Raw genomic sequence first — 24,150 nt, 5'->3', positions numbered from 1 at the left:
CGTGGGCTATCGGTTTCGTCAACCTGAGTCTTAATGGTGAAGCTGCGCTCGTTCCGCATCCGCATTGCGCTGTTGTCTGCGGTCCTGGCTGGAAGCGCTCTGGCTGGATTTGGCGTCATCTCGTGGTGGCTGATCTATGACGCGAAGGTGAGCCGTCTGGATGCCGAGCTAGAGAGCCAACTGATGCGGGCAGGTCGTCCTCGATCGCCCGAACGTTGGCAGGCTTACGAAGCGTCTCTCTCCCGCGCGCTTGGCACCAATGCCAAAACCCCGATCGCGATCTTTGTTAGGCGGATTGACGGGCAAGTGCTGTATCGATCCGAGCAATGGGCGGTAGATCTGGATGTTAGCCGCTTCCAACAGCCGGTTCCATTCCGTCCGGGTGCTCGTTCCTCAACCCCTTCTGAAGCGACTCCGTTCTCTTCACGATCGCCCCTGCGTCTTCGCCCGCCGGAGCTTCCGCCACCATCTCAGTTCAGCACTCAGCACACGGCGACTGGAATTTGGCGGATTGGTGCAGCCATAACACCTACTGCTCAGGTCGCGATCGCGGTCAGCCTGAATGCGGTTGATCAGGAGATGGTTGCGATCCGCAACATCTTTCTGATTGCCATTCCGGGGGTGCTGCTGCTGGTTGCAGGCGGCGCGTGGGGCATTGCTGGCAGTAGCCTCCATCCGATTCGACGGCTCACAGCGGCAATTGGCAACGTTACGGCAAGTGGGCTGGAACAGCGAGTGCCGATCGGGACAACGGATGTTGAATTCGTCGAACTGATTCAGGTGTTTAACCAGATGTTGGAGCGACTGGAACGCAGCTTCAAGCAGGCATCCCGCTTTAGTGCCGATGCTGCCCACGAGCTAAAGACGCCGCTGGCAATTTTGCAGGGAGAATTGGAGCGCACGCTGCAACAGGCGGATCCTGGCTCCGAGGTGCAACAAACGCTGAGCAATTTGCTCGATGAAGTGCATCGTTTAAGCGGAATTGTGCGGAAGCTGCTGCTGCTTTCCCTTGCGGATGCTGGACAGATGCGCTTGCATCGAGTTGAGGTGGACCTATCCGGCTTGCTGTTTGAGATGCTAGAGGACATCGAACTCTTGGCACCGCACCTAGAGATTCAGTCAGCGATCGCTCCAGGTTTACGGGTGCAGGGCGATCGAGATCTCCTGGCTCAAGTGCTGCAAAATCTAATCAGCAACGCGATCAAATATAATCTACCGAACGGCTGGATTCGGATTCAGGCTCGACGTCACGCCGCCAGCGTCTCCATTACCCTCAGCAATCGTTCAAACGACATTCCACCCCACGATCGCAGCCGGATTTTCGATCGCTTCCATCGCGGAGATCCGGCTCGAACGCGCAAAGTCGAGGGAATTGGATTAGGACTGAGCCTAGCGCGCGAGATTGCGCGAGCGCATACAGGTGACTTAGCGCTTGACCCAGCGGTTTCTGGGCAGACCGCGCTCACCCTAACCCTGCCCGCCGCACCGTAGAAGCGCGAGGCTGGAGCGCTTGCAATCAGCGCTAGCGGAACGGTGGCGCAAACAGCAATCCGCCTTTAGTCCACGTCGTATTCTGTCCGCGTGGCAAATTTAGGCTGGTTTTGGGACCTAGGTTGCGATCGTACACTTCGCCGTAATTGCCCACATGCTTGACGATGCGGACGGCAAAATCGTTCGATAGCCCCATGCCTTTGCCTAAGTCGCCTTCAGTTCCCAAAAACCGCTTGATTGTAGGATCGTTACTGGCTGTTTGCTGCGTCACATTCTGCGTCGTGACGCTCAGTTCTTCAGCTTTGAGTAAGGCAAACACGACCCATCGAACCACATTGCTCCAAGCGGCATCGCCATCGGCAACGGCGGGAGCCAGCGGTTCCTCAGATAGAGCGTCTTCAAGAATCACGTGATCGTTTGGGTTGGGCAGCGTTGTGCGGCGAGAAATGAGCTGAGAGCGATCGGCAGTTACCCCGTCGCAGCGTCCCTGAGCGTAGGTGGCAAAGGTGGTATTGACATCCTCAAACACCACGGGGGTGTAGGGAATGTTGCGCTTCCGCATTTGGTCGGTCAAGTTCTGCTCCGTCGTGGTGCCCGTTTGGATGCAAATCGACTTGCCCCTCAGGTCTGCTAAGGTTTTAGCACCGCTGGCGCGTTTTACCATGATGCCCTGTCCGTCGTAGAACACGACTGGCGCAAACTCCAGCCCCGTCGAGGTATCACGGCTAATTGTCCAGGTTGTGTTTCGGCTGAGGATGTCCACTTCGCCCGTCTGAACAGCGGTGAAGCGCTCCTTCGCGTTCAGGTTGCGAAACTCTACAGCGTCGGGGTTGTCGAACAGTGCCGCGGCGATCGCTCGACACACATCGACATCCAGCCCGGAATATTTGCCGTCCTGTGTCACAAAGCTGAATCCGGGCAGTTCGCCGCTAACGCCACAAATGAGTTTGCCTCGACTAAGGACCGTTGCCAGTCGTCCTTTTGCCTGCGGTCCACCGCCAGCGTTTTGTGCTGGAGCCGTCGCTGACGGATCGTCTCCGCAAGCCGTCAGCGGCAGAACCAGCAGAGTTGCAGCAAGAAGAAAAGAAGTCCAGCGGCGCATGGGGAGTGGGAAGTGGCTTATGGAGTTGCTCGATCGTGCTCAGCACGTTGGTCACACATGCCACTGTACCGCACTCTACACCGCTTTCGACGGCTGCTAGCGCCGATAAAACTCCACCACATGCTGCTTGATCTTCACATCGTAGCTGTTGAAGAAATCGTGTCCCAGCAGCCCGACATCCATTTGCTCTGCGATCGCAACATCTACATCGCGAATCGTCGCGCCGTCGATCGATAAGGACTTAACCCGACCTACGGGAAAAATCACGGTGCTCCCGTCTGCAATGGTCGATCGCACTCTGCCAATAACGGGTACCTGAAGCGCTTTTGCCATGGATCGCGTAATCAGCGTGCCGCTGGCTCCAGTATCAACAATCATTTCAAATTTGCGGCTGCCATTAAAGGTGACATCAATGACTGGAATGCCATTCATGCGCCGCTTAATTCGAGCTGAGAACATGCCTGTGGCAGCAGTCGAAGCCGGCGCGAGCGATGGAGAGGACGACGTTCCAGCCCCACATAGCTTGTCCAAGCTCACTGTACGACCAGAGGAGGTCGTGAAGAAGCAGACGTTGCCATCTTGAGCCTGCGGAACTGCCCTTCGAGGCTGAGCGATGGCGGCTGACGAAAGCGCAACAGACACGACGCTGGCGATCGTAGCCAGTCCAACCAAACCTGTCTTCACGGTGCTTACTCCCTTGGATGAATTGCCCTGACTCAGGCAGAGCGATCGTTCAATACTCTTCTCTTGTTCTGCCACGCTTTGGATGCCTCGTCAAACAGTAGTTGCCCCAGTATTTTCCCTAAAACGGCACGGTGAGTGCGGCTCCTAACAGCACGACTGCGGTGGTGTCCACGACGCCGTGGATGATGATCGACGCCCAGAGTCGATTCGTTTCCCCAAACGCGAACGAGTAAAACAGTGACGCGATCGTTGCCAACACCGCGTAAACGGCTTTGTATTCCAGTGGTGACAGCACGCTGGCTGCTCCGGGTTCGTTGCCAATGTGGGACACCCCAAACAGAATCGAGCACGCGATCGCCGACGCGAGCACTAAGGTTTTGAGATCGAGGCGTTTCCACTGCTGAAACTGATCGCGAATTAGCGTCATTAAACCAGAGCGAAACAGCACTTCCTCAAAAACCCCGACTCTGAAGCTAAATAGAATCGCGTAGCTCAACAAAAATAGGGCACGGCTCAGCGTAAATTCAGTAGCCGTTGGGTTAACAAATTGTCCTAGCAAGGCAATCGGAACTAACGTCAAAATGGCGATCGCGATCGCGATCGCCAAATATCGAACATCCTGCCAGCGCACCTGAAAACTAAAGCCGAAGTGCTCTCGCCCCAGTCCGGTTCCATGAATGACGACCAGCACAAATAGAGTCAGGCTAATAAACACTCCAAAGCTAAATCCGGGTGTCGAAAACCAAAATAGACTGCCAAGACACGCGGCTGCCAACAAAAAATCAAAGCCAGAAGATGTAGAGCGTTTGGCGATCGTTCTGCTGATTAACCAGGAAATAAGAATGTAAGCGAATCCAACAAAATAGCCTGAGTTTTCAGAGTTAAATCGAATTGAAATAAGCGATGTATTCGACAGACTGATATAAATAAAATTAAGAAATAGAAGAACAAGTAGCTCTACGTCTTGATGAAATGGTTTACGAATAGGGCGATTGCGCAGCTCTAGGAGTCGAAACGGAATTCTGAGAACAACGAAAACGCCAATCAAAAGTAGAATTGTGTTCAGCCAAAACTGATTTGAAAAAATCAGATCATCCAGTCGATTTAACCAGATGAAATTAATCGAATTCAACCCTAAAAATTTAACCAGACTGATATAAGTTAACAGCAAAAAACAGACGATCGCTTGAAACCAAAAACCACTTTTGGCAAGCAGAACCTTTCGCGCAAACGCAGTTCCATGAGGCGTTGCGAGAAAAAATACCGGGATTCCAGCAAACACCACAAATGATCCCGCTTCGACTAGCTTCTCTATCAATGTCCAAGGTTTGCTGCTAAATCCTAATCGAATCACAATGGCAAAAAACCACAGTAAACAGCTTACGATCGCAACCTGAACCTCACCCTTGCCGTCGTATTTTTTAGGTTGAGCGAATTCACATCGATCGAGCAAAAAGCGCACAGGCATTGACAAAGCAACCGAGCTTAACGAACCCTGAAATCATAGCACTCTCGCTTTTCTCGCTTGTTGCCAAAGATGCCATGCCGTCGTCGTGTAGAGTGTAACCGTTGCGGTAGGGTGGGCGCAGGTGGGCAAGTGGTGGAACCAGCGAGAAAATCGTCAGCTAGCAGCATTGCTGCTGGGAGGACTGCTCCTGCGGGGAACGATCGCCGCCTTTTTGCCACCGGGCTTTGATGAGGCGTACTACTACCTCTATACCCAGCATCTTGACTGGAGCTATTTTGATCATCCGCTGCTGGTGGCGCTGTCTACCGGGTTAGGACCGTGGCTAACGGGCGTCGTGTCCCAGTTCACAATTCGCTGGGGCGCGCTGCTGCTGTACACGGGCGCGCTGCTGCTGGTGTACCGCACGAGTGCTCACTTATTTTCTCGTAAGGCGGCGATCGTCACGGTGGCGATCGCGAGCGTTGCGCCGATCTTTTTTGTGGGATTTGGCGTGTTGACGCTGCCGGATGCGCCGCTGATGTTTTTTTGGACGGCAGGGCTGTACGTAGCGGCGATCGAGTTTTTTCCGGCGGCAGAACCGTCGCAGCGCGAAGCCGCCTATTGTCCGAGCTATCGGCTAGCAGTGTTGGGACTGCTGGTGGGGCTGGCGTGTTTAGCAAAGTATCACGGGCTGGCGCTGGGGTTTGGGCTGGTGGGGTTTTGCCTGACGAGCCGAAATCATCGCAAAGCGCTGAGGTCGCCGTGGATGCTGGCAAGTGTGGGGCTATTTTTGCTGGCGCTGTTGCCGATCGTGATTTGGAACGTACAGCACGACTGGATCTCGCTTCGGTTTCAGTCTGGGCGCGCCGTTCCCGATCGCGGCTACAGCCTTTTGGATCTGCTAGTTACGGTCCTTGCAGGGGTTGGTTACCTGTTTCCGACGATCGGCGTTCCGCTTTGGTGGACTAGCCTCCGCACCCTGTTTTCCACGCCTCCTGCCTCATGCAGTTTCCTGCTCTGGCTGTCTCTGCCGCTCATGCTCACCTTCACGCTGATGGGTGGCTACCGTCCCATTCTGCCGACGTGGGCAATGCCGGGATTCTGGAGCGCGACGCTGCTGCTGGGACACTCTGCAGCGCAGTGGCAAGCGCGGACACGACGACGGTGGCTGTGGGGAACGGGATTGGCAGTTAGCAGTTTGCTGCTGGTGGCGCTGCTGCATGTGACCAACGGCATTTTTCAGAAGCCAAGCCAGTTGGCGCTGTTTGGCGGCTTTTTGTCTCCGAGTCAGGATGCCTCGACGCAACTGCTGGACATCTCCCAGCTTCGAGGGGAATTTGCAACGATCGCTCCACAACTGCGTCAGGCAGATTTTGTGTTTACCAGCGATCTGTTTCTAGCAGGACAGGTGGGCATGGCGATCTCTCCGCTGACCCCAATCCCCATCACCTGCTTTAGCCACGACCTGCGCGGTTTTGCCTTCTGGTCCACGGCTGAATCCTGGGTTGGACGAACGGGGCTGTACATTGGCTTCGATCGTCCCAGTCAAACCGTGCAGGCTCAGTACAGCGACTACTTCGAGCGCATCGATAAACTGGGGGAGATTCCGATTCGGCGCGGTGGGGCGATCGTGCAGGTGCTTCAGGTTTACCGCTGCCAGACGCTACAAAAGCCTTACCCACGACCTTACTGACGATTCGTCTCCCTCTCTTGATAGACGGCGAAATTTGCCTTAGTTTAGTAGGGTGAAGGCAGCGCCACTGTTCAAAGCGGTGCCTGTTTTGGTGTTGTTTAGAACTTCCCCATGCCAAACTCCGACTCTTTAGATTTTCTGGCAGATAACGAGCGGCTTTCTTCTCCGGCGGAGTACCCGACGGTGACCTCACAACTGTCCGAGAATGTGATTCTGACGACAGTAGACGACCTATATAACTGGGCAAAACTGTCTAGTCTTTGGCCCCTCCTATACGGAACGGCATGTTGCTTTATTGAATTTGCGGCGCTGATTGGATCGCGATTTGACTTCGATCGCTTTGGACTAGTTCCTCGTGCCAGTCCCCGCCAAGCCGATCTGCTGATTCTGGCTGGAACCCTGAACATGAAGATGTCAGCACCCACTCGGCGCATCTACGAGCAAATGCCAGAGCCTAAATATGTCATTGCCATGGGAGCCTGCATGATTTCTGGTGGCATGTTTAGCGCTGACTCTCCTACGGCAATTCGGGGTGCAGACAAAATTCTGCCGATCGATGTCTATATTCCCGGCTGCCCGCCGCGTCCCGAAGCCATCATTGACGCCATCATTAAGCTGCGAAAGAAAATTGCCAACGAATCGCTGCAAGAGCGCGGCAAGATTCAGCAGACCCACCGCTACTACACCATTCCGCATCAGTTAAAGAAAGTGCCGAACGTCAGCACGGGACAATATTTGCAATCGCCCTACCGTGACAAGCCGCCTGCGGAACTCGCAGAGCAAACGGGCATTCCGCTGCCTGAGGTACTTAAGGCAATGGAACCGAAGAAATTCGCTGAAGGATCGGGCGCGTAGCCCGTTTGGTGAAACTGCTTTCGATGGAAAGCCCGAACCCCGCCTTGTCAACGAGGCGGGGTTCTTTTATGGGACAAGCTTATTACTCGCCTTCGACTTGCTGGCGGTACTGGTCAGCCGTGAGCGCGTCAGCGAGATCGCCAGAACCATCAACCCGCACTTTCAGCAGCCACGCCTCGCCGTAGGGATCGTCTGCTAACTGTTCTGGGGCATCGACGAGTGCGGTGTTCGCTTCAATCACCGTGCCCGTTACAGGAGAGTTGAGATCTTCTACTGCTTTAACGGACTCCACCGTGCCAAATTTGTCGCCTTTCGCCACGGCTTCGCCGACATCGGGCAGTTCCAGAAACACGATGTCGCCGAGTTGATCGACGGCAAAGGCAGTGATGCCGATCGTCGCGATGTCCCCGTCTAGTCGAGCGTATTCGTGCGAGTCGAGGTATTTGAGATCGTCAGGATAATCAAATGCCATGAGATGCCTCAGTCAATCAGCGTGCTTCCTAGGATTCTAAGCCAGTGCTGCAACTCTGAAAAGGATTTCTAGCGCTCTACTCCAATGAAGATCGCGTGAACGTTGCGGGAACGTTATCAGAACGAGTGTTGTTTTTCACAAGCGTTTTGAGCAGAGCATGAAGACGATCGAGCACACCTCTACTAGCCTCAAATTGAAACAGCCTGTGTGGCACGGTTGGGCGTTTGGTTTCGTCTTTGCGGCGGCGGGAGCACTGGCGATCGTGTTGTTTGCCAAGCTGGATGTGCTGTCATGCAGTCGTGCCCCGCTTACCGACAGCCTTTGTCACCTGAAGCGCTCAAGCGTGCTTGGTTCTACGACTCAAACGATTCCACTCAGCACTCTACAGGGAGCTGAGATCGAGACCACCTCCAGTAGCGATGGTGGCAGCACGTATCGAGTTGTGCTGCTGACGCCGCAAGGAACCGTCCCGTTCACAGACTATTTCAGCTCTGGCTACAGCAGCAAAGAGGCTAAAGCGACACAGATTCAGACCTTTGCGAAGAGTTTTGAGCCAAGTCTCTTGATCGAGGAAGACGGTCGCTGGCTTGCCTTTCCATTCGGTGCGCTATTTATTGGCGTCGGCAGCGCGATCGCCCTGTTTCTTGGCAGGACGCATGCCTTCAGCTTCGATCGGCACCAGAACACGCTAACCGTCCAACGAGGACGCTGCCAAGACCACTACAGCCTGAATGACATTGCAGCGGTCGAGGTGGAAGAAAGCTCGGATAGTGACGGCAGCACCTATCGCGTTCGCTTGGTGCTCGCTTCTGGGGAACACATCCCGCTGTCGCGGTATCTCAGCAGCGGCAGAGAAAGCAAAGAGAAACTGGCAGCCACGATTCAAGCGTTCTTAGCGACGCCGTAAGATTCGTACGATCAACGGTAAAACGGACGCTTGACGACGGTTGCTCCATAGAGTTTGCCGCGAATTTCCACGGTTAATTCTTGCCCAATCTTGGACAGCGCCGTGGGCACATAGGCAAGCGCGATCCCCTGTCCTAGCGTTGGCGATTGTGTTCCGCTCGTGACTTCCCCAACGGGCTTGCCCTCATGAACCACTGGATAGCCGTGGCGGGCAATATTACGTCCCTGCATTTGCAGTCCCACGAGCCGTCGCTGTACCCCGTCGCGCTTTTGCTGCTCCAAGACCGATCGCCCAATAAACTCGCCCTTCGTGTCTAAGTGCACCAGCCAGCCCAATCCGGCTTCTAGCGGCGTTGTGGTGTCGTCGATGTCCTGTCCGTACAGCGCCATCGCTGCTTCTAGCCGCAGGGTGTCGCGGGCACCCAAGCCGCACGGAACAACACCAGAAGCGAGGAGCGATCGCCACAGCTCCAGCCCCACGTCTGGATCAACCATAACTTCAAAGCCGTCCTCGCCTGTGTAACCTGTGCGCGCCAAAAATCCAGGATGCCCCAGCACCGCTGCTTCCAGATGCCCAAAGGGTTTAATCGTGGACAACTCCGCTGCAACAAGCGGCTGCAACTGGTTCACCGCTGTGGGTCCCTGCACTGCCAGCAGGATTTTTGTTGGCGATAGGTCCTCAAACTCAAGCTCAGCGGTGTCTAAATTCTCTAGCATCCAAGTTTTGTCTTTCAGGCTCGTGGAGGCATTGACGATCGCCACCCAGCGCTGCTGTCCCTCGCGATCGCCCTGATAGTAAAAAATCAGGTCGTCGATAATGCCCGCCTGCGGATTTAGCAGCACTGTGTACTGCGCCTGCCCCGGTTGCAGACGGCTGAGATCGGAGGGCACGAGGCGCTGAATTTGCTCCAGCACATTGCCCGTCAAGGCAAACTTGCCCATGTGGGAAATGTCGAACATACCCGCGGTCGATCGTACGGCTTGATGTTCTCGACTGATGCTGCTGTACTGCACTGGCATTTCCCAACCAGAAAATGCAGTCATGCGGGCGTTGAGATTTATCGCGAGGTCAAATAGTGGCGTGCGGATAAGCGGCACCGGAATGTCCGAGTGCAAGTCTGCTGCGCTGCGCTGACTGGATTCAGCCATAGAATTTTGAAGGGTATTGGAGCCTCAGAGCTTTGATCTTAATGCTTCATGACGTTCGTCGTTCAGGTTCAGTTGCAGAGAGTCCGCCGTCGATCGTTCTCCTACTCCTGATTTAAGGTCCGCTCGTGCTCGATCGTTTCCATGTTGCCGCAGTCGTTGACCCATCCATCCCAGCAACTATGACGCACACTGCTTTCAACCAGACTCCGAATCCGCTGCTTTGGTTTGCCCTGAAGCGGCTGATTCGGCTGCAATTTCCTGACGTCAGACAGATTTCGACAGCGGAACTTGCAGACTGGCTCGACCAGCCAGAGAGACCGCAGCCGATCGTACTCGATGCTCGTACCGCAGACGAGTATGCGGTTAGCCATTTGCCGAATGCTCAACGGGTTGATCCGAACGCAGTAGACTTCGCCGCCTTGAGCAATTGTGCCAACATGCCCATTGTTGTCTACTGCTCGGTGGGCTATCGATCGTCGCGACTCAGCGATCGTCTGCAAGCCGCCGGATTTAACCAAGTTGCCAATCTAGAAGGCTCAATCTTCGAGTGGGCAAATGAAGGTCGCCCACTGTTCCAAGCGGGTGAGGCTGTCAAGCAAGTGCATCCCTATAACGCCACGTGGGGGCGGTTGCTGCGTCGAGAGCTGTGGAGTGGAACATAGCAACGGCTGAATCAGATTGCCAAGATTTCGCTGACGGTGAACGATCCACTAAGCTGAAACTACTCTTGGGTTCCTCAAGCGACACTTGGGTTCCAGAAAACGGGGTTAAATGCGCCTGCCGCTGAATTGACGCCTGACAGCGCTTCAGGTAGAGTGCCGCGATCGTGTCCAGCGGATTCTGCTCCACAACCTGCTGAAAGGACGTGAGCGCTAGCGCTGGATTGCCTTGAGTCCACTGCTGAATGCCTTGTTCAAATAGAGGCTGCAATTGCAGTTTTGCGGCATCTAGCGCGATCGTGGTCGTTCCTAATACTTCGTAGAGCTGGCTCTGCTGCTGTTTTCCGCGCGGCGTCACCGAATCGATCCAGCGACAGTAGAACTGATCTGGCTCGGTGAGGCGATCGATCACCGCGTCGCTAGCAAGAATGTAACAGTCGTAGAGCTTAGTTAATTCCTGCAATCGCGCGGCAGTATTGACCGCATCGCCGACGACGGTGGAGTCCATCCGGTGCTTGGAGCCAAGCGTGCCAATGATGGCTTGACCCGTGTGAATGCCAATGCCCACCTCGATCGGCTCTTTCAGCTTGAAAACAGCCCGATCGCGGTTAAAGTCGTTTAAGGTTTGTCGCATCATTACCGCAGCATCCAGAGCATCCTGCGCCTGCTGCTGTGGGCGATCGAACACAGCCATCACGGCATCGCCTAAGTATTTGTCTACGAAGCCGTGATGAGCTTCGATGACGCTGTGCATGTGCGAGAAAAAGGCATTCAGCCAATCAAACGTTTCTGTGGCGGCTTGTGATTCCGAGATCGCCGTAAAACCGCGAATATCGCAAAATAGCACAGTCACTTCTTCTTCGGTTGCATTGCCGACTTGAATCGACTCGACTCCCATTGGTGCAATGCGCGACAGCAGTTGGTCAGGCACAAACAGCCGAAATTTCTCCGACAGGACTTCATTAACGCGCCACGCCGCTTCTGCCTGCTGCTTGAACTGCTCCTGCGGCTGAGCGGGCGGCGACACACGCGCCTCACGCATCTGACTCAGGCGCAACAGGTTCGTGATTTTTGCCAGCAGCAATGGATGATTGATCGGTTTAGTGAAGTAGTCGTCGCCCATCGCCTCCAGTCCCTTTAGGCGGGACTGATCGTCCGTCAGAGCCGTCAGAAAGATGATCGGAGTCGCCTGTAGATGCTCATCGATGCGTAGCTGCTGACAAACTTCGAACCCGTCCATTTCCGGCATCATGACATCCAGCAGGATGAGGTCCGGGTGACAAGTCCGCGCGATCGCCAAGGCTTCAGCGCCAGAGCTAGCCGAGTGAGTTACATATCCTTCCGCTTGCAGGAGCTCCTCTAGCAGAAACAGATTAGTGGGTTCGTCATCAACGAGTAAGATGCTGGGAACACGGTCTACCATGAGCCTGGAGGGGTAAGCGAATACAATGGCTGTGCCGTCTTTTCTTAGCACGGTTGATGCACTCCGACGCCGTAAACGCGATCGCGTTTGCTGCTTGAGAGTCTGAATCGACAGCAGTAGAGCACCCCTAGCACCACATTTCCTTCTACACAGTTTAGACGTAATCTCAGTCACATCGGTTCGTGATCTAGATCAAATCCGCCCCTGGATAGACTGAACTAGGTGTACGTTATTACACAACGAGGAGGCTGTATCAACGCTTACGAACAGAGGCGTTTGACTAGACAACTCGGCGTTGACGAATACATTCGGCGTACCAGTGGAAGCTAGCTTTAGGAAAGCGTCGCTGCGTGGAATAGTCAACGTAGATAATACCGAAACGGCGATCGTAGCCCCACGCCCACTCAAAGTTGTCCATCAGGCTCCAGATGAAGTAGCCGTGAAGCGGATAACCCTCGTCTACGGCTCGATGCACCGATTTGAAATACTGACGCAAGTATAGAATTCGATCGGTATCCAACACCTCGTTCTGAGGGGTTAATCGATCGGGAGCTGCGCAGCCATTCTCGCTAATAAACACCGGTAAATCGGGACGGTTCAGCGTTTCGCGTAGGTGGCGCACGCCCCAATAAATCGCGTCGGGCACGATCCACAGCCACGGCATATTAAGGCGCGGATAGGTATCAGAAAATTCTAGAAACTCGTAGCCCCGTTCGTTCTCAGCCGCCCGAACGTACGTGCCCGTGTAGATATTGAGTCCTAGCGCGTCGATCGGCTGGTGAATCGTCTCCAGATCGCCATCCTGAACGATCGGGGCGTCCTCACCCAGCTGCTCCAGCAACGCAGGACTGTACGCACCCGTCAAAGCTGGAAACAAAATGCCTCCATTGGCTCCGCACGTATGCAGCGCTCTCTGAGCAGCTGCAATATCGGCGGGCGATTCGGTTAGCGGAACCGTAACGGCTGGATTGTCCACTAGCGCAATAGAGCATGGACCCGGAGACGCCGCCCGAATTGCCTGACAGCCCAATCCGTGCGCCAACAGCGCGTGATGCGAGGTCTGCCATACGTCCCTAGACCGACGAACGCGAGTACCAGGAGCGTGGGGCGGGTCGTGGTCTACGGCGTAGCCCATGTGGGTAAAGCAGGCAATTTCGTTGATGGTCATCCAGCTTGTGACTCGATCGCCCAACCGGGTCACAACAGCGGTGCAGTAGTCTGCAAAATCTTGCGCGATCTCTCGACTGCGCCAAGAGCCGTAGCGATCCTCTAGTGCCTGCGGGCTGTCCCAGTGAAATAGGGTCGCATGGGGTGTGATGCCGTGGTCGCGCAGGCAATCGACCAACCGCTTGTAGAAATCAATTCCAGCGTCGTTCACCGCGCCGCGCCCGTCTGGAATGACTCGACACCACGACACGCTAAAGCGGTAGTGCCGAATGCCCAACTCCGCCATTAGTTTCACGTCGGCTTCGTAGCGATGGTAATGGTCGCAGGCGATCGTGCCCGTATCGCCGTTGAGCGTGCGTCCCGGTGTGGCGCTAAAGGTGTCCCAAACGCTGGGCTTGCGTCCGTCTTCAGTAGCAGCACCTTCAATCTGGTACGCAGCGGTTGCTGCTCCCCAGCGAAACGTGTCGGGAAATTGGTAGCTCGTCATACTGTCAAAAAGTTTTGGGTGCTGAATTCCAAATTATGGATTCTGAATCACGGTGGGTTCCTTGAAAAGTCACAATTCAAAATCCATTTCAAAACCTGGCTTCGACCAATGCGGCAATAGGGCGGCTCGATCGACTGATCGATCACCTAACTCGCCGCGGACAACAGCCCAACAACGGTAACTCTGGTAACGGGTTATTGGCGATTACCCATTCGTTGTTGGCAATTACCTATCTACCGAACGTTCTACCACCGGATTGCCAACGGCTAACCCCTTAAACTTCTAGAACGAATGTATTAACTGCACTGCCATCCAAGCTATGATTTGCCAAAGACTAGGCAAAGGTTGGCATGACTCTAGAGCAGCCATTAGGCTCGGTAATTCAGGGATCGTTGAGTCAAGGACTGGAAGTTCGACTACATCCCGATGTCTCCGTAGAAGAAATGCGCGTGGGCAAATTTCTGGTCGTGCAGGGCATGCGATCGCGCTTTTTCTGCATGCTCACCGATGTTGCTCTAGGAACTGCAAGTCCTCGCATCGTGGCAAATCCGCCTGATCCAACCAATACGTTTTTGCAGGAAGTACTAGCAGGGTCGGGCACCTACGGGACGATCGACTTAACGCCCATGCTGATGATTAATCAAGGGAAGCGGGAACTAGAAGAAATTCAAAATCCAAAATCCAAAATCCAAAATTCCTCCCTTTCCTCCCTGCAACCTCAGTCGAGCGCCGACATCGAACTACTTCCAGTCAAAACAATTCCAAGCCACTTTAGTCAGGTATACGACGCCAGCGAGCAAGATTTCCGCGCGGTGTTTGGCTGGGAAGATGACCCGCATCGGCGTAACTTTGCCATTGGGCAGCCGATCGATATGGACGTGCCCGTGTGCTTGGACCTCGATCGATTTGTGGAGCGCAGCAATGGCGTGTTTGGCAAGTCGGGGACGGGAAAATCGTTTCTGACGCGGCTGCTGCTATCGGGGATCATTCGCAAACAGGCAGCAGTGAACTTAATTTTTGACATGCACTCCGAGTACGGCTGGGAAGCCGCACGGGAAGGCAAGCAGTTTAGCACCGTTAAAGGATTGCGGCAGCTATTTCCCGGTCAGGTGCAGATCTACACGCTTGACCCTAGCTCTACAAAGCGGCGCGGCGTGCGCGATGCTCAAGAACTTTACATCAGCTACGACCAGATCGACGTCGAGGATTTGCTTCTAGTGCGGGGCGAGCTGAATCTCTCAGAAGCCAGTCTAGAAAATGCGATTATTCTGCGCAACGAGTTTGGCAAATCCTGGATCACCCGCTTGCTCGCAATGAGCAACAGTGAGATTCAGGAGTTCTGCGAAACCAAAATGGGCAGCAAGTCGTCGATTATGGCGCTCCAGCGTAAGCTGACCCGACTCGATGATTTGAAGTACATCCGCAACTCCTGCCCACATAACTACGTGGGGCAAGTTCTGGAGTCGTTGGAAGCCGGAAAGCATGTCGTTGTAGAGTTTGGCTCTCAGTCGAATTTGCTTTCGTACATGCTGGCAACAAATATCATCGCTCGTCGGATTCACGCTAGCTATGTGCTGAAGGCGGAGAAATTTTTGCAGACGAAGAACGTCACCGATCGCCCTCGCCAGCTTGTTGTGACGATCGAAGAAGCGCACCGCTTTCTCGATCCTGCTACGGTAGGACAAACAATTTTTGGCACGATCGCCCGCGAAATGCGGAAATATTTCGTGACGCTGCTGGTCGTCGATCAGCGACCGTCGGGGATCGATAACGAAGTCATGTCGCAGATTGGCACCCGCATCACTGCCCTACTGAACGATGAGAAGGACATTGACGCCATCTTTACAGGCGTCTCTGGCGCTCAAAATTTGCGATCGGTCCTATCAAAACTTGACTCGAAGCAGCAAGCACTGATCTTGGGACATGCCACACCCATGCCCGTTGTCGTTCGCACCCGCCCCTACGACGAAACCTTCTACGCCGAGATTGGTGACACCGCTTGGGAAGAGCTACCCACTGAAACCGTGTTGCAGGCGGCAAAGTCGGCCAAGGCAGATTTGGGGTTCTAGTGCGGTTAAGTCTAAATTCTTAATCTTAAATTCAAAGTTTTTGAAGTTCTCTCGTACCCAGCTATCCGTCCTTTAGCAGAGGCAAAAGTACGGTTATCCCTCTCAGATGAGACTAGATTGTCGCGCGCGATCGCGGCACTATTAATAGTAACGAGTGGACCCTGTTGATGCCTCAATATATTGATGTTCGTATGGCGCCGAGCCCAAGCAATTCTATAGATTTTGGATTACCTGAAGCGGGTGCAATCCTTCAGCCAAGTCACCCGATCGGAGGAAACCTAATCCCTTTACTTCCGTCTATAATATAGGCTACAATGAAGACTGAACTCATAATGATTCCGTCTTACGCACTGACCCCGCTTCTACATCAGTAGCCTAGTTTGGTATTCATTCACCGCTACAGGGTCACACCATTTTCTAGCCACCTTCCAGCGTTTCCGTTGAACCCCTCCGTATCCTGGCAGGGTCTTAGTTCAGCTTCACCTATCCCAACGCTCCCTTGCCTTGGCATTTCTGGAGGTGCTGACTGATTCGCCTCAGTCCCCTAATTTCCATTTTTTGTCTACGGAGTTCATACTGCATCCATGCCTACTGCCAACACGACACAGAAGCCTGCAAAATCGACCTTTACGGCAGATATGGTTCGTACGTATTTGCACGAAATTGGTCGCGTGCCGATGCTGACCCATGAACAAGAGATTGTTTACGGTAAGCAAGTGCAGCAAATGATGGTGCTGCAAGAGAAGAAAGACGCGCTTACCAAGAAGCTGCACCACGAGCCAAGCGAGAAAGAGCTAGCCGATCACGCCCACGTGAGCGAGGACGACCTGCGATCAATTATGCAGCGCGGACAGCGCGCTAAGCAGAAGATGATCGAAGCCAACCTGCGGTTGGTTGTGTCGATCGCCAAGAAATACCAGAAGCGCAACCTAGAATTCCTGGATTTGATCCAGGAAGGCACGATGGGACTAGAGCGCGGTGTTGAGAAGTTTGACCCAACTCGCGGCTACAAGTTCTCTACTTATGCCTACTGGTGGATTCGTCAGGCGATTACTCGCGCGATCGCGCAGCAAGCCCGCACGATCCGACTGCCAATCCACATCACCGAGAAGCTGAACAAGATCAAGAAAGTGCAACGAGAGCTGGCTCAGTCGCTGGGTCGCGCTGCCACGGCTGCCGAAGTTGCGGACGCGCTGGAGCTTGAGCCAGCCCAAATCCGCGAGTATCTCACCATGTCTCGTCAGCCCGTCTCGCTGGAGTTGCGCGTCGGTGACAACCAAGACACCGAGCTGCAAGACTTGCTAGAAGATGACGGTCCTTCACCAGAGTCCTACATGGCTCAAGAGTCGCTGCGTCAGGATCTAGAGACTCTGATGGCAGATCTGACTCCGCAACAGCGCGAAGTACTGACTCTACGCTATGGCTTAGAGGATGGACACGAGCTGTCGCTAGCCAAAGTCGGGGAGCGGTTGAGCCTCAGCCGCGAGCGCGTGCGCCAGCTTGAGCGGCAAGCGCTTGATCAACTGCGTCGCCGCAAGGCGAATGTGCGCGAGTATCTCGCTAGCTAGTGCTGTACAGGAAGGACAGTCGTCTTTCCTGGCTGTCTAAAAATCCCCGGTTTCTTTGGGAAGCCGGGGATTTTCCGTGCCAGTACAAAAACCGTCACCGATCGTAACATCCGCTACGATTCCTTGGTGATTTGATAGTGATAGAGCGACGCAGTACAAAAGCTTTGCTCTACTCATCTCTAGCTAAGTGAGTAGTTATTCGTCCAATCAGGTGAACCGTATGGACGACGCGAAATGTCCCTGTTTTTCGTAGTCTTGTCTCTAAGGTTTCTGGAATGCAGTCGATTGAAGCTGTAGTTAGTCTCAACGACCGCCCCTAGGGGTTGGGGCTTCCTGAAATCGCACTGTTACGAACGATTCGTTTCGATTTTCAAACACTGTTTTAGCCGCAGTTTAATTTGTTGACCCACTTTTTTATCCGGAGGAGAACTGACGATGCAAAATACAACGATTCATTTCCAGTCGTGGTCATCTCTTCTGCATCAGTCGTGTCGGGTTGCGGTAGGTGCGTTAGTCGCTAGCGTTGCAACGATTGCGGCGTCCACGTTTGCCACTTCCGCCGCTCCTCAGTCATCGGCTTCTGTACCAGCAACCCTGCCGAATGGCGTTTACCTCTACGGACAGTCGCCAGAACCGGAGCAAGTTGGACAAGGCTATTTCGTATTCGAGGTAAATCAGGGAAGCGTTGTAGGGGCTCTGTACATGCCGCGCTCGTCGTTTGACTGCGCTTCTGGCAGCTTTCAAGCCGACCAGCTAGCGTTGAGTGTGGTGAACAGCTACGATCGCTCCAAGAATCCATTTGAAATCGCTGTTGAACGCACTACTAATGTGGCATCAAGCGGAAATCCGGCTCAGCAGGCAGTTAATCTACAAGGCTTTCACCGCCTGACTTCCCTGAGCGATAACGATCAACGCATGCTGGACGTGTGCAAAGCTGATCTTCAGACGCAAGCAAAGCACCTGAATTAATCGGACGTAACTGCAACGAATTCCTTAGAGAACCCAGTGGACTGCTAGGGAATGCTTTAAACCTTTTGACAGCTCGTTGCTGAATGCTTCTGTCCATTATCCTTGCGAAGTCCTCCAAGCTTTGGGGATTTTCGAACGGTTAGACCCTTCCTTCCAGCAACGTCCCTGCCTAGGCGGCTAACCTAACAACAGAAATGCTCGTAACCCAACACGCATTGAAGCGATAGTGCTAGCATTCTGTGTTAGACGCTGCTCTTGAAGCATTGTCTATTTATCCCTGCACTCCCAGCGCCCATGTCCAACTGGCTTGAACACAGCGTCCAAATTGAAGTTGAAGCCCCGATCGAGCATGTCTGGGGGCTGTGGTCGGATTTAGAGCAGATGCCCCGCTGGATGAAGTGGATCGACTCTGTGACGGTGCCAAAGGAGACTCCGGATATTTCGCTCTGGAAGCTAAGTACAGGCGGATTAGAATTTTCTTGGAAATCGCGCATTCTCAAAATCGTGCCGCAGCAGATTATTCAATGGGAATCGGTGGATGGCTTGCCCAATCGGGGCGCAATTCGGTTTTACGATCGTGGCGACAAAGGCAGCATCGTCAAGATGACCATTGCCTACGCAATTCCTGGATTCTTGGGGCAGCTGCTTGACAATTTGTTCATTGGGCGAGCCGTAGAATCGACGCTGCGGGCAGATTTAGAGCGCTTTCGCCAGTACGCTCTGCAAGCCAGGACGCCGAACTAATTTTCTTTTCAACAGCCGATGGGAAATGATGCGATTGAGGGATGTGGACCGATTCGTTTCTCCCACGGCGTATGCCAAAAATCGATCAGCTTCATAATTCAAGCAGCAATTTCCTGAACGGTGAGTTGAGCAAATTGCTGCTTGAATCCTAATATCTGTCGATCGTCATGCCTTGACCGTGGCATCGGGTACCGGAGAGCGATATTCCCCGTCGGGCGTCGTGCCCACTTGCATCAGAGAGGCTTCCCCGGTGATTAACCGAGCGCCTCGCTTGCGAGTAAAGTAGCTCCAAGCCCACTGAAGCATCACGATCAGCTTGTTGTCGAACTCGATCAGGTAATAAATGTGGGCGAAGACCCAGATCAGCCAGGCGATCGGTCCTGAGAACTTGATGAATCCCAGATCTGCCACCGCTCTGTTTTGCCCAATCACCGCAAGGCTTCCGGCATTCGTATAGGTGAAGGGAGGGAAATCGCTGCCGCCCTTGAGTCGCTGTCGAATCAATTTAGCGACGTACTGGCCTTCCTGCATGGCAACAGGAGCGACACCTGGAAGCGGCTTACCATCCTGATGAGAGACGTTCGCCAAATCGCCAATCACGAAGATGTTGGGGTGTCCGGGAACGCTGAGGTCCGGACTGACCATGACCCGTCCAACCCGATCGAGGGCTACTCCCGCACGATCAGCAATTACTTGCCCCAGTGCTGACGCCTTGACCCCTGCTGCCCACAAAACAGTTTTGGCAGAAATTTGCTCGGTCTGCTCACCTTGGCGTGTGGTGATAGTGGCTCCCTCAATGTCTGTTACGAGCGTTTTGGTTTGCACTGTAACGCCCAGTCGCGTCAGAGATGCAGCGGCTTCTGCCGATAGCTCTGGCGGATAGGGCGGCAGAATGCGATCGAGTCCTTCCAGCAGCAGTACGCGCGCTTCAGTGGTGTCAATATTGCGAAAATCATCACGCAGGGTGCCAAAGGCAAGCTCAGCGATCGCTCCTGCCAGTTCTACCCCCGTAGGTCCGCCGCCCACAATTACAAACGTCAGCCAAGCGCGGCGCTTTTCTGGGTCGGTTTCCTTTTCCGCTGCTTCAAACGCCATAAAGATGCGTCGGCGCATCTCCAAGGCGTCTTCAACCGTTTTCAACCCCGGAGCCGTGTCTTTCCACTGCTCATTGCCAAAATAGTGATGGCTGACACCCGTTGCTACAATTAGAGTGTCATACGGCAGCTCTTTGCCCTTTAGAATCACTCTTTGCCGTTCTGGATCGAGATCGATCACCTCTTCCATGAGTACGGTGGTATTTCGATTCCTGCTGAGAATAGAGCGCAGCGGCGAGGAAATGTCGGCAGGGGATACTGTTCCCGTCGCAACTTGATAGAGAAGCGGCTGAAATAGATGAAAATTGCGCTTATCGATCAGTGTGACGTCGACTGGACCGCGACGCAGCGCTTTGGCCGCGTACAGTCCGCCGAATCCTCCTCCTACAATGACCACTTGATGCCGTTCAGCGGTTTCAACCATGTTGACTGTCTGACCTTTCCTAACTTGTCCACTGTTACTAGCATAAAGTGGACAACTTGGTTGTGTGGGTAACAACAGCTACGAGGCTGTAAAGATTCGGCTAATCGTCCGTCATGATTTGCTCAAGTTGCCCACTCATTACAAATTGCGGGCTTCTAGGGCACGAGCCAGCCGATCGATCGCGACTGCCGTTTGCTCTTGTAGCACAACAGCGGGATCAGGTGCTTCTTCTGCAACGGCTTCTTCTCGTACAAGGCGTTTTTTCGCTTGCTCAAACGCGCGAATAATTACGAAAAGGCAAAGGGCGACCACCAAGAAGCTGAGAACGGCAGCAAGAAACGCGCCATATTTGATTCCGGTATCTGGAATCGTTAGCTGTTGCAGATTCTCAACTCTGGCTGCCTTGAGCGCCGGATCGAGGATGGCAGGCGTAATAATGTCCTCTACCAGTGACGTGATAATCTTTCCAAACGCACCCCCAATTACGACAGCAACAGCTAGGTCAACAACGTTGCCATGCATTAGGAACTTCCGAAAATCCGATAAAAAGCCGCCGCTTCGTCGTGCCATAGTCCTCATCCTTATATATAATGCTGAATTTCGTTTAACGGGTGAATTATATAGGGAAGCACAAAGCTCTGTAAAAAGCTGAAAGAACGGATTCCCTGGAAGGAAACGCGCGGATGGAAGATCACACGGTGCCTGAAGTGAATTCGGTACTTACCGGACGATCGACTATCGCTCTTGAGCTGAATTCGTTAAGATGGACTTAAGACGGAATCGTTCCGACATTAATTCTTTATCGGTGAGTAACAGATTCATGGCTGCTGAGGTTTTGGTTGAGAAGAAGAAGTTAGCAAAGCCGCCGTTAGAGATTTATCGTCTCGGCGATCGCGTGTTACGTCAGCCTGCAAAGCGAGTTGCCAAAGTCGATATCGAGGTAAAGCAGCTTGTTCGGGAAATGCTGCAAACGATGTACAGCGCTGATGGGATTGGCTTGGCTGCACCTCAAGTAGCCGTGAATAAGCAAGTGATCGTGGTAGACTGCGAGCCTGACAATCCCGCTACACCTCCGCTGGTGCTGCTCAACCCAGTGATTCAGCAATCTAGCCGCGACATCTCGGTGACGCAGGAGGGTTGCCTCAGCATTCCCGGTGTGTACCTAGATGTTAAGCGTCCAGCCGCGATCGAGGTGTCCTACAAAGATGAGCACGGTCGTCCGCAGAAGCGCTCGGCAACTGGACTACTGGCATGCTGCATTCAGCATGAGATCGATCATCTCAACGGCGTTCTATTTGTAGACCGCGTTGAGAATGCGCTGCTGCTGAACCAGGAACTCGCTAAGCATGGATTTTCTGCTCAAGCAGTCAAAGCGCTGCGTTCGTAGAAGCGTAGCAGTTGGGCAATCATTCTTATGTAATACGAGGATTGGCTCACCGACCGCTTCACCCTACTTCGGACAAGCTGTCAATTTTTTAGGATATAGTAAGCGTGACTCCAAAAAGTGGTGTGTTTCTGGCTGGCTCCTGCATTGCCGCGATCGCAGCAGTTGGCTCAGTGTTTGAACTGTCGTCTGGAGAGGCACAGCTAGGCACACTGACAACTGGAATTATTTTGGCACTGAGTATTCCGCTAGTGATTGTCTTTTTTATGGCGGCGGTTCGGGATGCGAAGGCAAATCAGCCGTAGCGAGTAAGTCGCGATCAGGTGTAGGGTGTAGGGAATCGACAGTTGACAGTGCTCCCTGACCATGGTGGGTGATCGGTCTATTGCATTTCTGCGGCAGGTAGCGACTAGTAGTGCGGCAGAGCCACGCCAGCCGCGACACGCGCTGTCAATGACAGAACCCGTGTTGCTCGGGCGCGATCCGCGCTGCGATATTGTGCTGGACCCGCTTTTGCATCGATCGGTGTCGCGACGGCACATCGAAATCAGTCCAATTCTGGGATTTGGCTCGAGTGATACCTTGCAGTTTTGGCAGGTCTGCGACCTCAACAGCGCCAATGGCACCTTTTTGAATGGGCAGCGCTTAATGGGATGCCAGGTGTTGCAGCCTGGCGATCGACTGATGCTGGGGCAAAAGGGTCCTGAGTTTGTGTTTGAGTACGGCTATGCCCCTGAGCCTGCGAATAACCCCGCGCCGGATCCGGCTAACGCTGCCTTTCGCACCACGCTTCCACCTGCTCCGGCGTCGGTGCCACCTGCACCACGATCGGACTCGGTGAGTCTAACGCAGCTATTTCCAATTTTTTCTACTGGGCGAGAACTCACTAGCAAAGCCTATCTGCTGCCAGGTGGCATTACTGTTGCGTTCGTCGTGCTGCTGTTTTTAGCAGTGGGAGACCCGTTGGTATTCAATCTGCTGCTGTCGGCATACCTATCTGGCGCAGCCCACTACTTCATCTATCAACTCTGCGGCAAGCACAAGCCGTGGTGGTTACTGGCAGGTGTGTCAGTAATGACCATGCTGATTTTAGTCAGTCCGGTGCTAGACGGCTTTATTTTTGTGTTCCGCACCATTTTGCCCGGTCAGATTCCCGATGAGGATGCCAGCGTCAGCTTTCCTGTTCTGCTGATCCAGATGTTTTTTGGGGCGGGGCTGATGGAAGAGCTGCTGAAAGCGCTGCCGATCCTGTTAGTTTACTGGTGCGGTACCTGGCTACGATCGCCGTGGCGAGAGCGAGTGGGCGTATGGGAACCGCTCGATGGCATTCTTTTGGGTGCGGCATCAGCCGTGGGCTTTACTCTGCTGGAAACGATGGGACAGTACCTTCCCGAAATTTACAAAGCCACGCTTCAGTCAGGCGAAGGAGCGGCTCAGCTTGCCAGTCTGCAGCTGCTGATTCCAAGAGTGCTAGGATCAGTTGCCGGACACATGGCATACAGCGGCTATTTGGGCTATTTCATTGGCTTGAGCGTGCTGCGATCGCGCAATCGCTGGCTAATTCTGGGAGTGGGATACTTGACAGCTTCGGGGCTGCACGCGCTCTGGAACGCTACGGGCACACAGAGCCCGATCGTTCTGGCGGTCGTCGGAGTCCTGTCCTATGCTTTTCTTGGAGCTGCAATTCTGAAGGCGCGGGAGTTGTCTCCGACGCGATCGCAGAATTTTGCCACTCGGCTGTATCGGTAGTCAGGCAGCGGGAAGATTTATGCTTTAGCCTGCGTCTCTAGCTCTGCCAGCGCACAGCTCGCGATGACCAAGCCTAAACGAGCTTTCTCAGTTTCGGATAGTGCATTCCAATCAAGCGATCGCACTTTAGCCAAACTGTCTTCTACAGCGGTATTGGCAGCAGGACCACGCATTTCAAACGCGAGCGGACGCGCCATGATATACAAATCGTCCTCAACTATTTGGTTCAGGCTGGGTAGGAGATCTTGAACGCACTGCACCAACTGCTCTGACAACGAGCGGGATGAGGACACGATCTGCTGAGCCCGATCGACGATCGCGCTGAGAACAGCATCTGGCACGCGAGCGCTAAACCGCTGAGCCAAGACTTCTCGTAGGGAAACGGTAGGCGTCGCCCAGAGACCATCAATTTGAGCAAAGAACGCCTGCGATCGGGCTGAAATTTCCTCGGCTTCCATTGCGTCAAAAATAGAGGACTGCTCCACCTGCGCGAAGAACTCATCCGCCTCTAGATCAGCTGGATTCCAGGGATACGAAATTTTAGCAGCAGGGGCTTCCGCAACCGTGACGCTCTCTTCGCTAAACGACTCATCGGCAGTCCCCTTACACGTGAC

General features: G+C 53.8%; 22 protein-coding genes. 12 read left to right on the top strand and 10 right to left on the bottom strand.

What is annotated here, in order from left to right; translation table 11 throughout:
- Positions 1-33: 33 nt before the first annotated feature.
- A complete protein-coding gene (locus tag H6F43_RS18980; protein ID WP_190344392.1) occupies positions 34-1,491 on the top strand; it encodes an ATP-binding protein in 1,458 nt (485 codons plus the stop codon).
- 31 nt (positions 1,492-1,522) lie between these two features.
- On the opposite strand, the gene H6F43_RS18975 is transcribed toward H6F43_RS18980, so the two are convergent.
- From H6F43_RS18975 to H6F43_RS18965, 3 genes are all read right to left on the bottom strand, one after another.
- Entirely contained in the window at positions 1,523-2,593 is a 1,071-nt protein-coding gene (locus tag H6F43_RS18975) for an amino acid ABC transporter substrate-binding protein (protein WP_190344390.1), read from the bottom strand.
- 96 nt (positions 2,594-2,689) lie between these two features.
- On the bottom strand, positions 2,690-3,352 hold the full coding sequence (locus H6F43_RS22425) for a retropepsin-like aspartic protease (protein WP_199290448.1): 663 nt from the start codon (positions 3,350-3,352) through the stop codon (positions 2,690-2,692).
- A gap of 43 nt (positions 3,353-3,395) precedes the next feature.
- Positions 3,396-4,745, bottom strand: coding sequence for a CPBP family intramembrane glutamic endopeptidase (locus H6F43_RS18965; RefSeq protein WP_190344388.1), 1,350 nt, complete (start codon positions 4,743-4,745; stop codon positions 3,396-3,398).
- A 121-nt stretch (positions 4,746-4,866) separates the two neighbouring features.
- Here H6F43_RS18965 and H6F43_RS18960 point away from each other — a divergent pair, with 121 nt between their 5' ends.
- Both H6F43_RS18960 and nuoB read left to right on the top strand, forming a co-directional pair.
- Positions 4,867-6,417, top strand: a complete 1,551-nt coding sequence (locus H6F43_RS18960; RefSeq protein WP_190344386.1) for a glycosyltransferase family 39 protein — start codon at positions 4,867-4,869, stop codon at positions 6,415-6,417.
- A gap of 111 nt (positions 6,418-6,528) precedes the next feature.
- Positions 6,529-7,272 (top strand): NADH-quinone oxidoreductase subunit NuoB, encoded by a 744-nt coding sequence (gene nuoB / locus H6F43_RS18955; RefSeq protein ID WP_190344384.1) that lies wholly within the window; start codon positions 6,529-6,531, stop codon positions 7,270-7,272.
- 82 nt (positions 7,273-7,354) lie between these two features.
- Here nuoB and gcvH read toward each other — a convergent pair whose 3' ends face one another.
- Entirely contained in the window at positions 7,355-7,744 is a 390-nt protein-coding gene (gene gcvH, locus H6F43_RS18950) for a glycine cleavage system protein GcvH (protein WP_190344382.1), read from the bottom strand.
- 157 nt (positions 7,745-7,901) lie between these two features.
- Here gcvH and H6F43_RS18945 point away from each other — a divergent pair, with 157 nt between their 5' ends.
- Positions 7,902-8,651 carry a hypothetical protein gene (locus tag H6F43_RS18945; protein WP_190344380.1) on the top strand — a complete coding sequence of 250 codons (750 nt, stop codon included), beginning with the start codon at positions 7,902-7,904 and terminating at the stop codon, positions 8,649-8,651.
- Positions 8,652-8,662: 11 nt separating this feature from the next.
- On the opposite strand, the gene gcvT is transcribed toward H6F43_RS18945, so the two are convergent.
- The gene (gene gcvT / locus H6F43_RS18940) at positions 8,663-9,799 is read right to left on the bottom strand and encodes a glycine cleavage system aminomethyltransferase GcvT (protein ID WP_190344379.1); all 1,137 of its coding nucleotides are present in this window, start codon (positions 9,797-9,799) and stop codon (positions 8,663-8,665) included.
- 179 nt (positions 9,800-9,978) lie between these two features.
- Here gcvT and H6F43_RS18935 point away from each other — a divergent pair, with 179 nt between their 5' ends.
- A complete protein-coding gene (locus tag H6F43_RS18935) occupies positions 9,979-10,461 on the top strand; it encodes a rhodanese-like domain-containing protein (RefSeq protein WP_190344377.1) in 483 nt (160 codons plus the stop codon).
- Here the strand turns inward: H6F43_RS18935 and H6F43_RS18930 are convergent.
- Together H6F43_RS18930 and H6F43_RS18925 are read right to left on the bottom strand one after the other, a co-directional pair.
- Positions 10,391-11,881 carry an adenylate/guanylate cyclase domain-containing protein gene (locus H6F43_RS18930; RefSeq protein ID WP_190344375.1) on the bottom strand — a complete coding sequence of 497 codons (1,491 nt, stop codon included), beginning with the start codon at positions 11,879-11,881 and terminating at the stop codon, positions 10,391-10,393. The genes H6F43_RS18935 and H6F43_RS18930 overlap by 71 nt on opposite strands.
- Positions 11,882-12,161: 280 nt before the next feature.
- Positions 12,162-13,535 (bottom strand): GH1 family beta-glucosidase, encoded by a 1,374-nt coding sequence (locus tag H6F43_RS18925; RefSeq protein WP_190344372.1) that lies wholly within the window; start codon positions 13,533-13,535, stop codon positions 12,162-12,164.
- A gap of 350 nt (positions 13,536-13,885) precedes the next feature.
- Between H6F43_RS18925 and H6F43_RS18920 the strand changes: the two genes are divergently transcribed.
- The 4 genes from H6F43_RS18920 to H6F43_RS18905 all read left to right on the top strand — a co-directional run bounded on the left by H6F43_RS18920 (position 13,886) and on the right by H6F43_RS18905 (position 18,885).
- Positions 13,886-15,604 (top strand): ATP-binding protein, encoded by a 1,719-nt coding sequence (locus H6F43_RS18920; RefSeq protein WP_190344370.1) that lies wholly within the window; start codon positions 13,886-13,888, stop codon positions 15,602-15,604.
- Between the two features lie 584 nt (positions 15,605-16,188).
- Positions 16,189-17,172: an RNA polymerase sigma factor, RpoD/SigA family gene (locus H6F43_RS18915; protein WP_190344368.1), complete on the top strand. Its 984-nt coding sequence runs from the start codon at positions 16,189-16,191 to the stop codon at positions 17,170-17,172.
- A 435-nt stretch (positions 17,173-17,607) separates the two neighbouring features.
- Positions 17,608-18,141: a hypothetical protein gene (locus tag H6F43_RS18910; RefSeq protein WP_190344366.1), complete on the top strand. Its 534-nt coding sequence runs from the start codon at positions 17,608-17,610 to the stop codon at positions 18,139-18,141.
- Positions 18,142-18,435: 294 nt separating this feature from the next.
- Positions 18,436-18,885 (top strand): SRPBCC family protein, encoded by a 450-nt coding sequence (locus H6F43_RS18905; RefSeq protein WP_190344364.1) that lies wholly within the window; start codon positions 18,436-18,438, stop codon positions 18,883-18,885.
- Positions 18,886-19,050: 165 nt separating this feature from the next.
- Here the strand turns inward: H6F43_RS18905 and H6F43_RS18900 are convergent, their stop codons facing one another.
- The gene (locus H6F43_RS18900; RefSeq protein WP_190344362.1) at positions 19,051-20,403 is read right to left on the bottom strand and encodes an NAD(P)/FAD-dependent oxidoreductase; all 1,353 of its coding nucleotides are present in this window, start codon (positions 20,401-20,403) and stop codon (positions 19,051-19,053) included.
- A 138-nt stretch (positions 20,404-20,541) separates the two neighbouring features.
- Entirely contained in the window at positions 20,542-20,973 is a 432-nt protein-coding gene (gene mscL, locus H6F43_RS18895; protein ID WP_190344360.1) for a large conductance mechanosensitive channel protein MscL, read from the bottom strand.
- A gap of 250 nt (positions 20,974-21,223) precedes the next feature.
- Here mscL and def point away from each other — a divergent pair, with 250 nt between their 5' ends.
- The 3 genes from def to H6F43_RS18880 all read left to right on the top strand — a co-directional run bounded on the left by def (position 21,224) and on the right by H6F43_RS18880 (position 23,536).
- Entirely contained in the window at positions 21,224-21,790 is a 567-nt protein-coding gene (gene def, locus H6F43_RS18890; protein WP_190344358.1) for a peptide deformylase, read from the top strand.
- Between the two features lie 95 nt (positions 21,791-21,885).
- Positions 21,886-22,092 carry a hypothetical protein gene (locus H6F43_RS18885; RefSeq protein ID WP_190344394.1) on the top strand — a complete coding sequence of 69 codons (207 nt, stop codon included), beginning with the start codon at positions 21,886-21,888 and terminating at the stop codon, positions 22,090-22,092.
- A gap of 61 nt (positions 22,093-22,153) precedes the next feature.
- Positions 22,154-23,536 (top strand): PrsW family glutamic-type intramembrane protease, encoded by a 1,383-nt coding sequence (locus tag H6F43_RS18880; RefSeq protein ID WP_190344356.1) that lies wholly within the window; start codon positions 22,154-22,156, stop codon positions 23,534-23,536.
- 17 nt (positions 23,537-23,553) lie between these two features.
- Here H6F43_RS18880 and H6F43_RS18875 read toward each other — a convergent pair.
- A partial coding sequence (locus H6F43_RS18875; protein ID WP_190344355.1) for a hypothetical protein occupies positions 23,554-24,150 on the bottom strand: 597 nt, incomplete at its 5' end.

Source organism: Leptolyngbya sp. FACHB-36, assembly GCF_014695955.1.
GTDB lineage: Bacteria > Cyanobacteriota > Cyanobacteriia > Leptolyngbyales > Leptolyngbyaceae > FACHB-36.
Note: the sequence above shows the minus strand (reverse complement) of the source record. Positions and strands in the feature narration are given on the sequence as shown.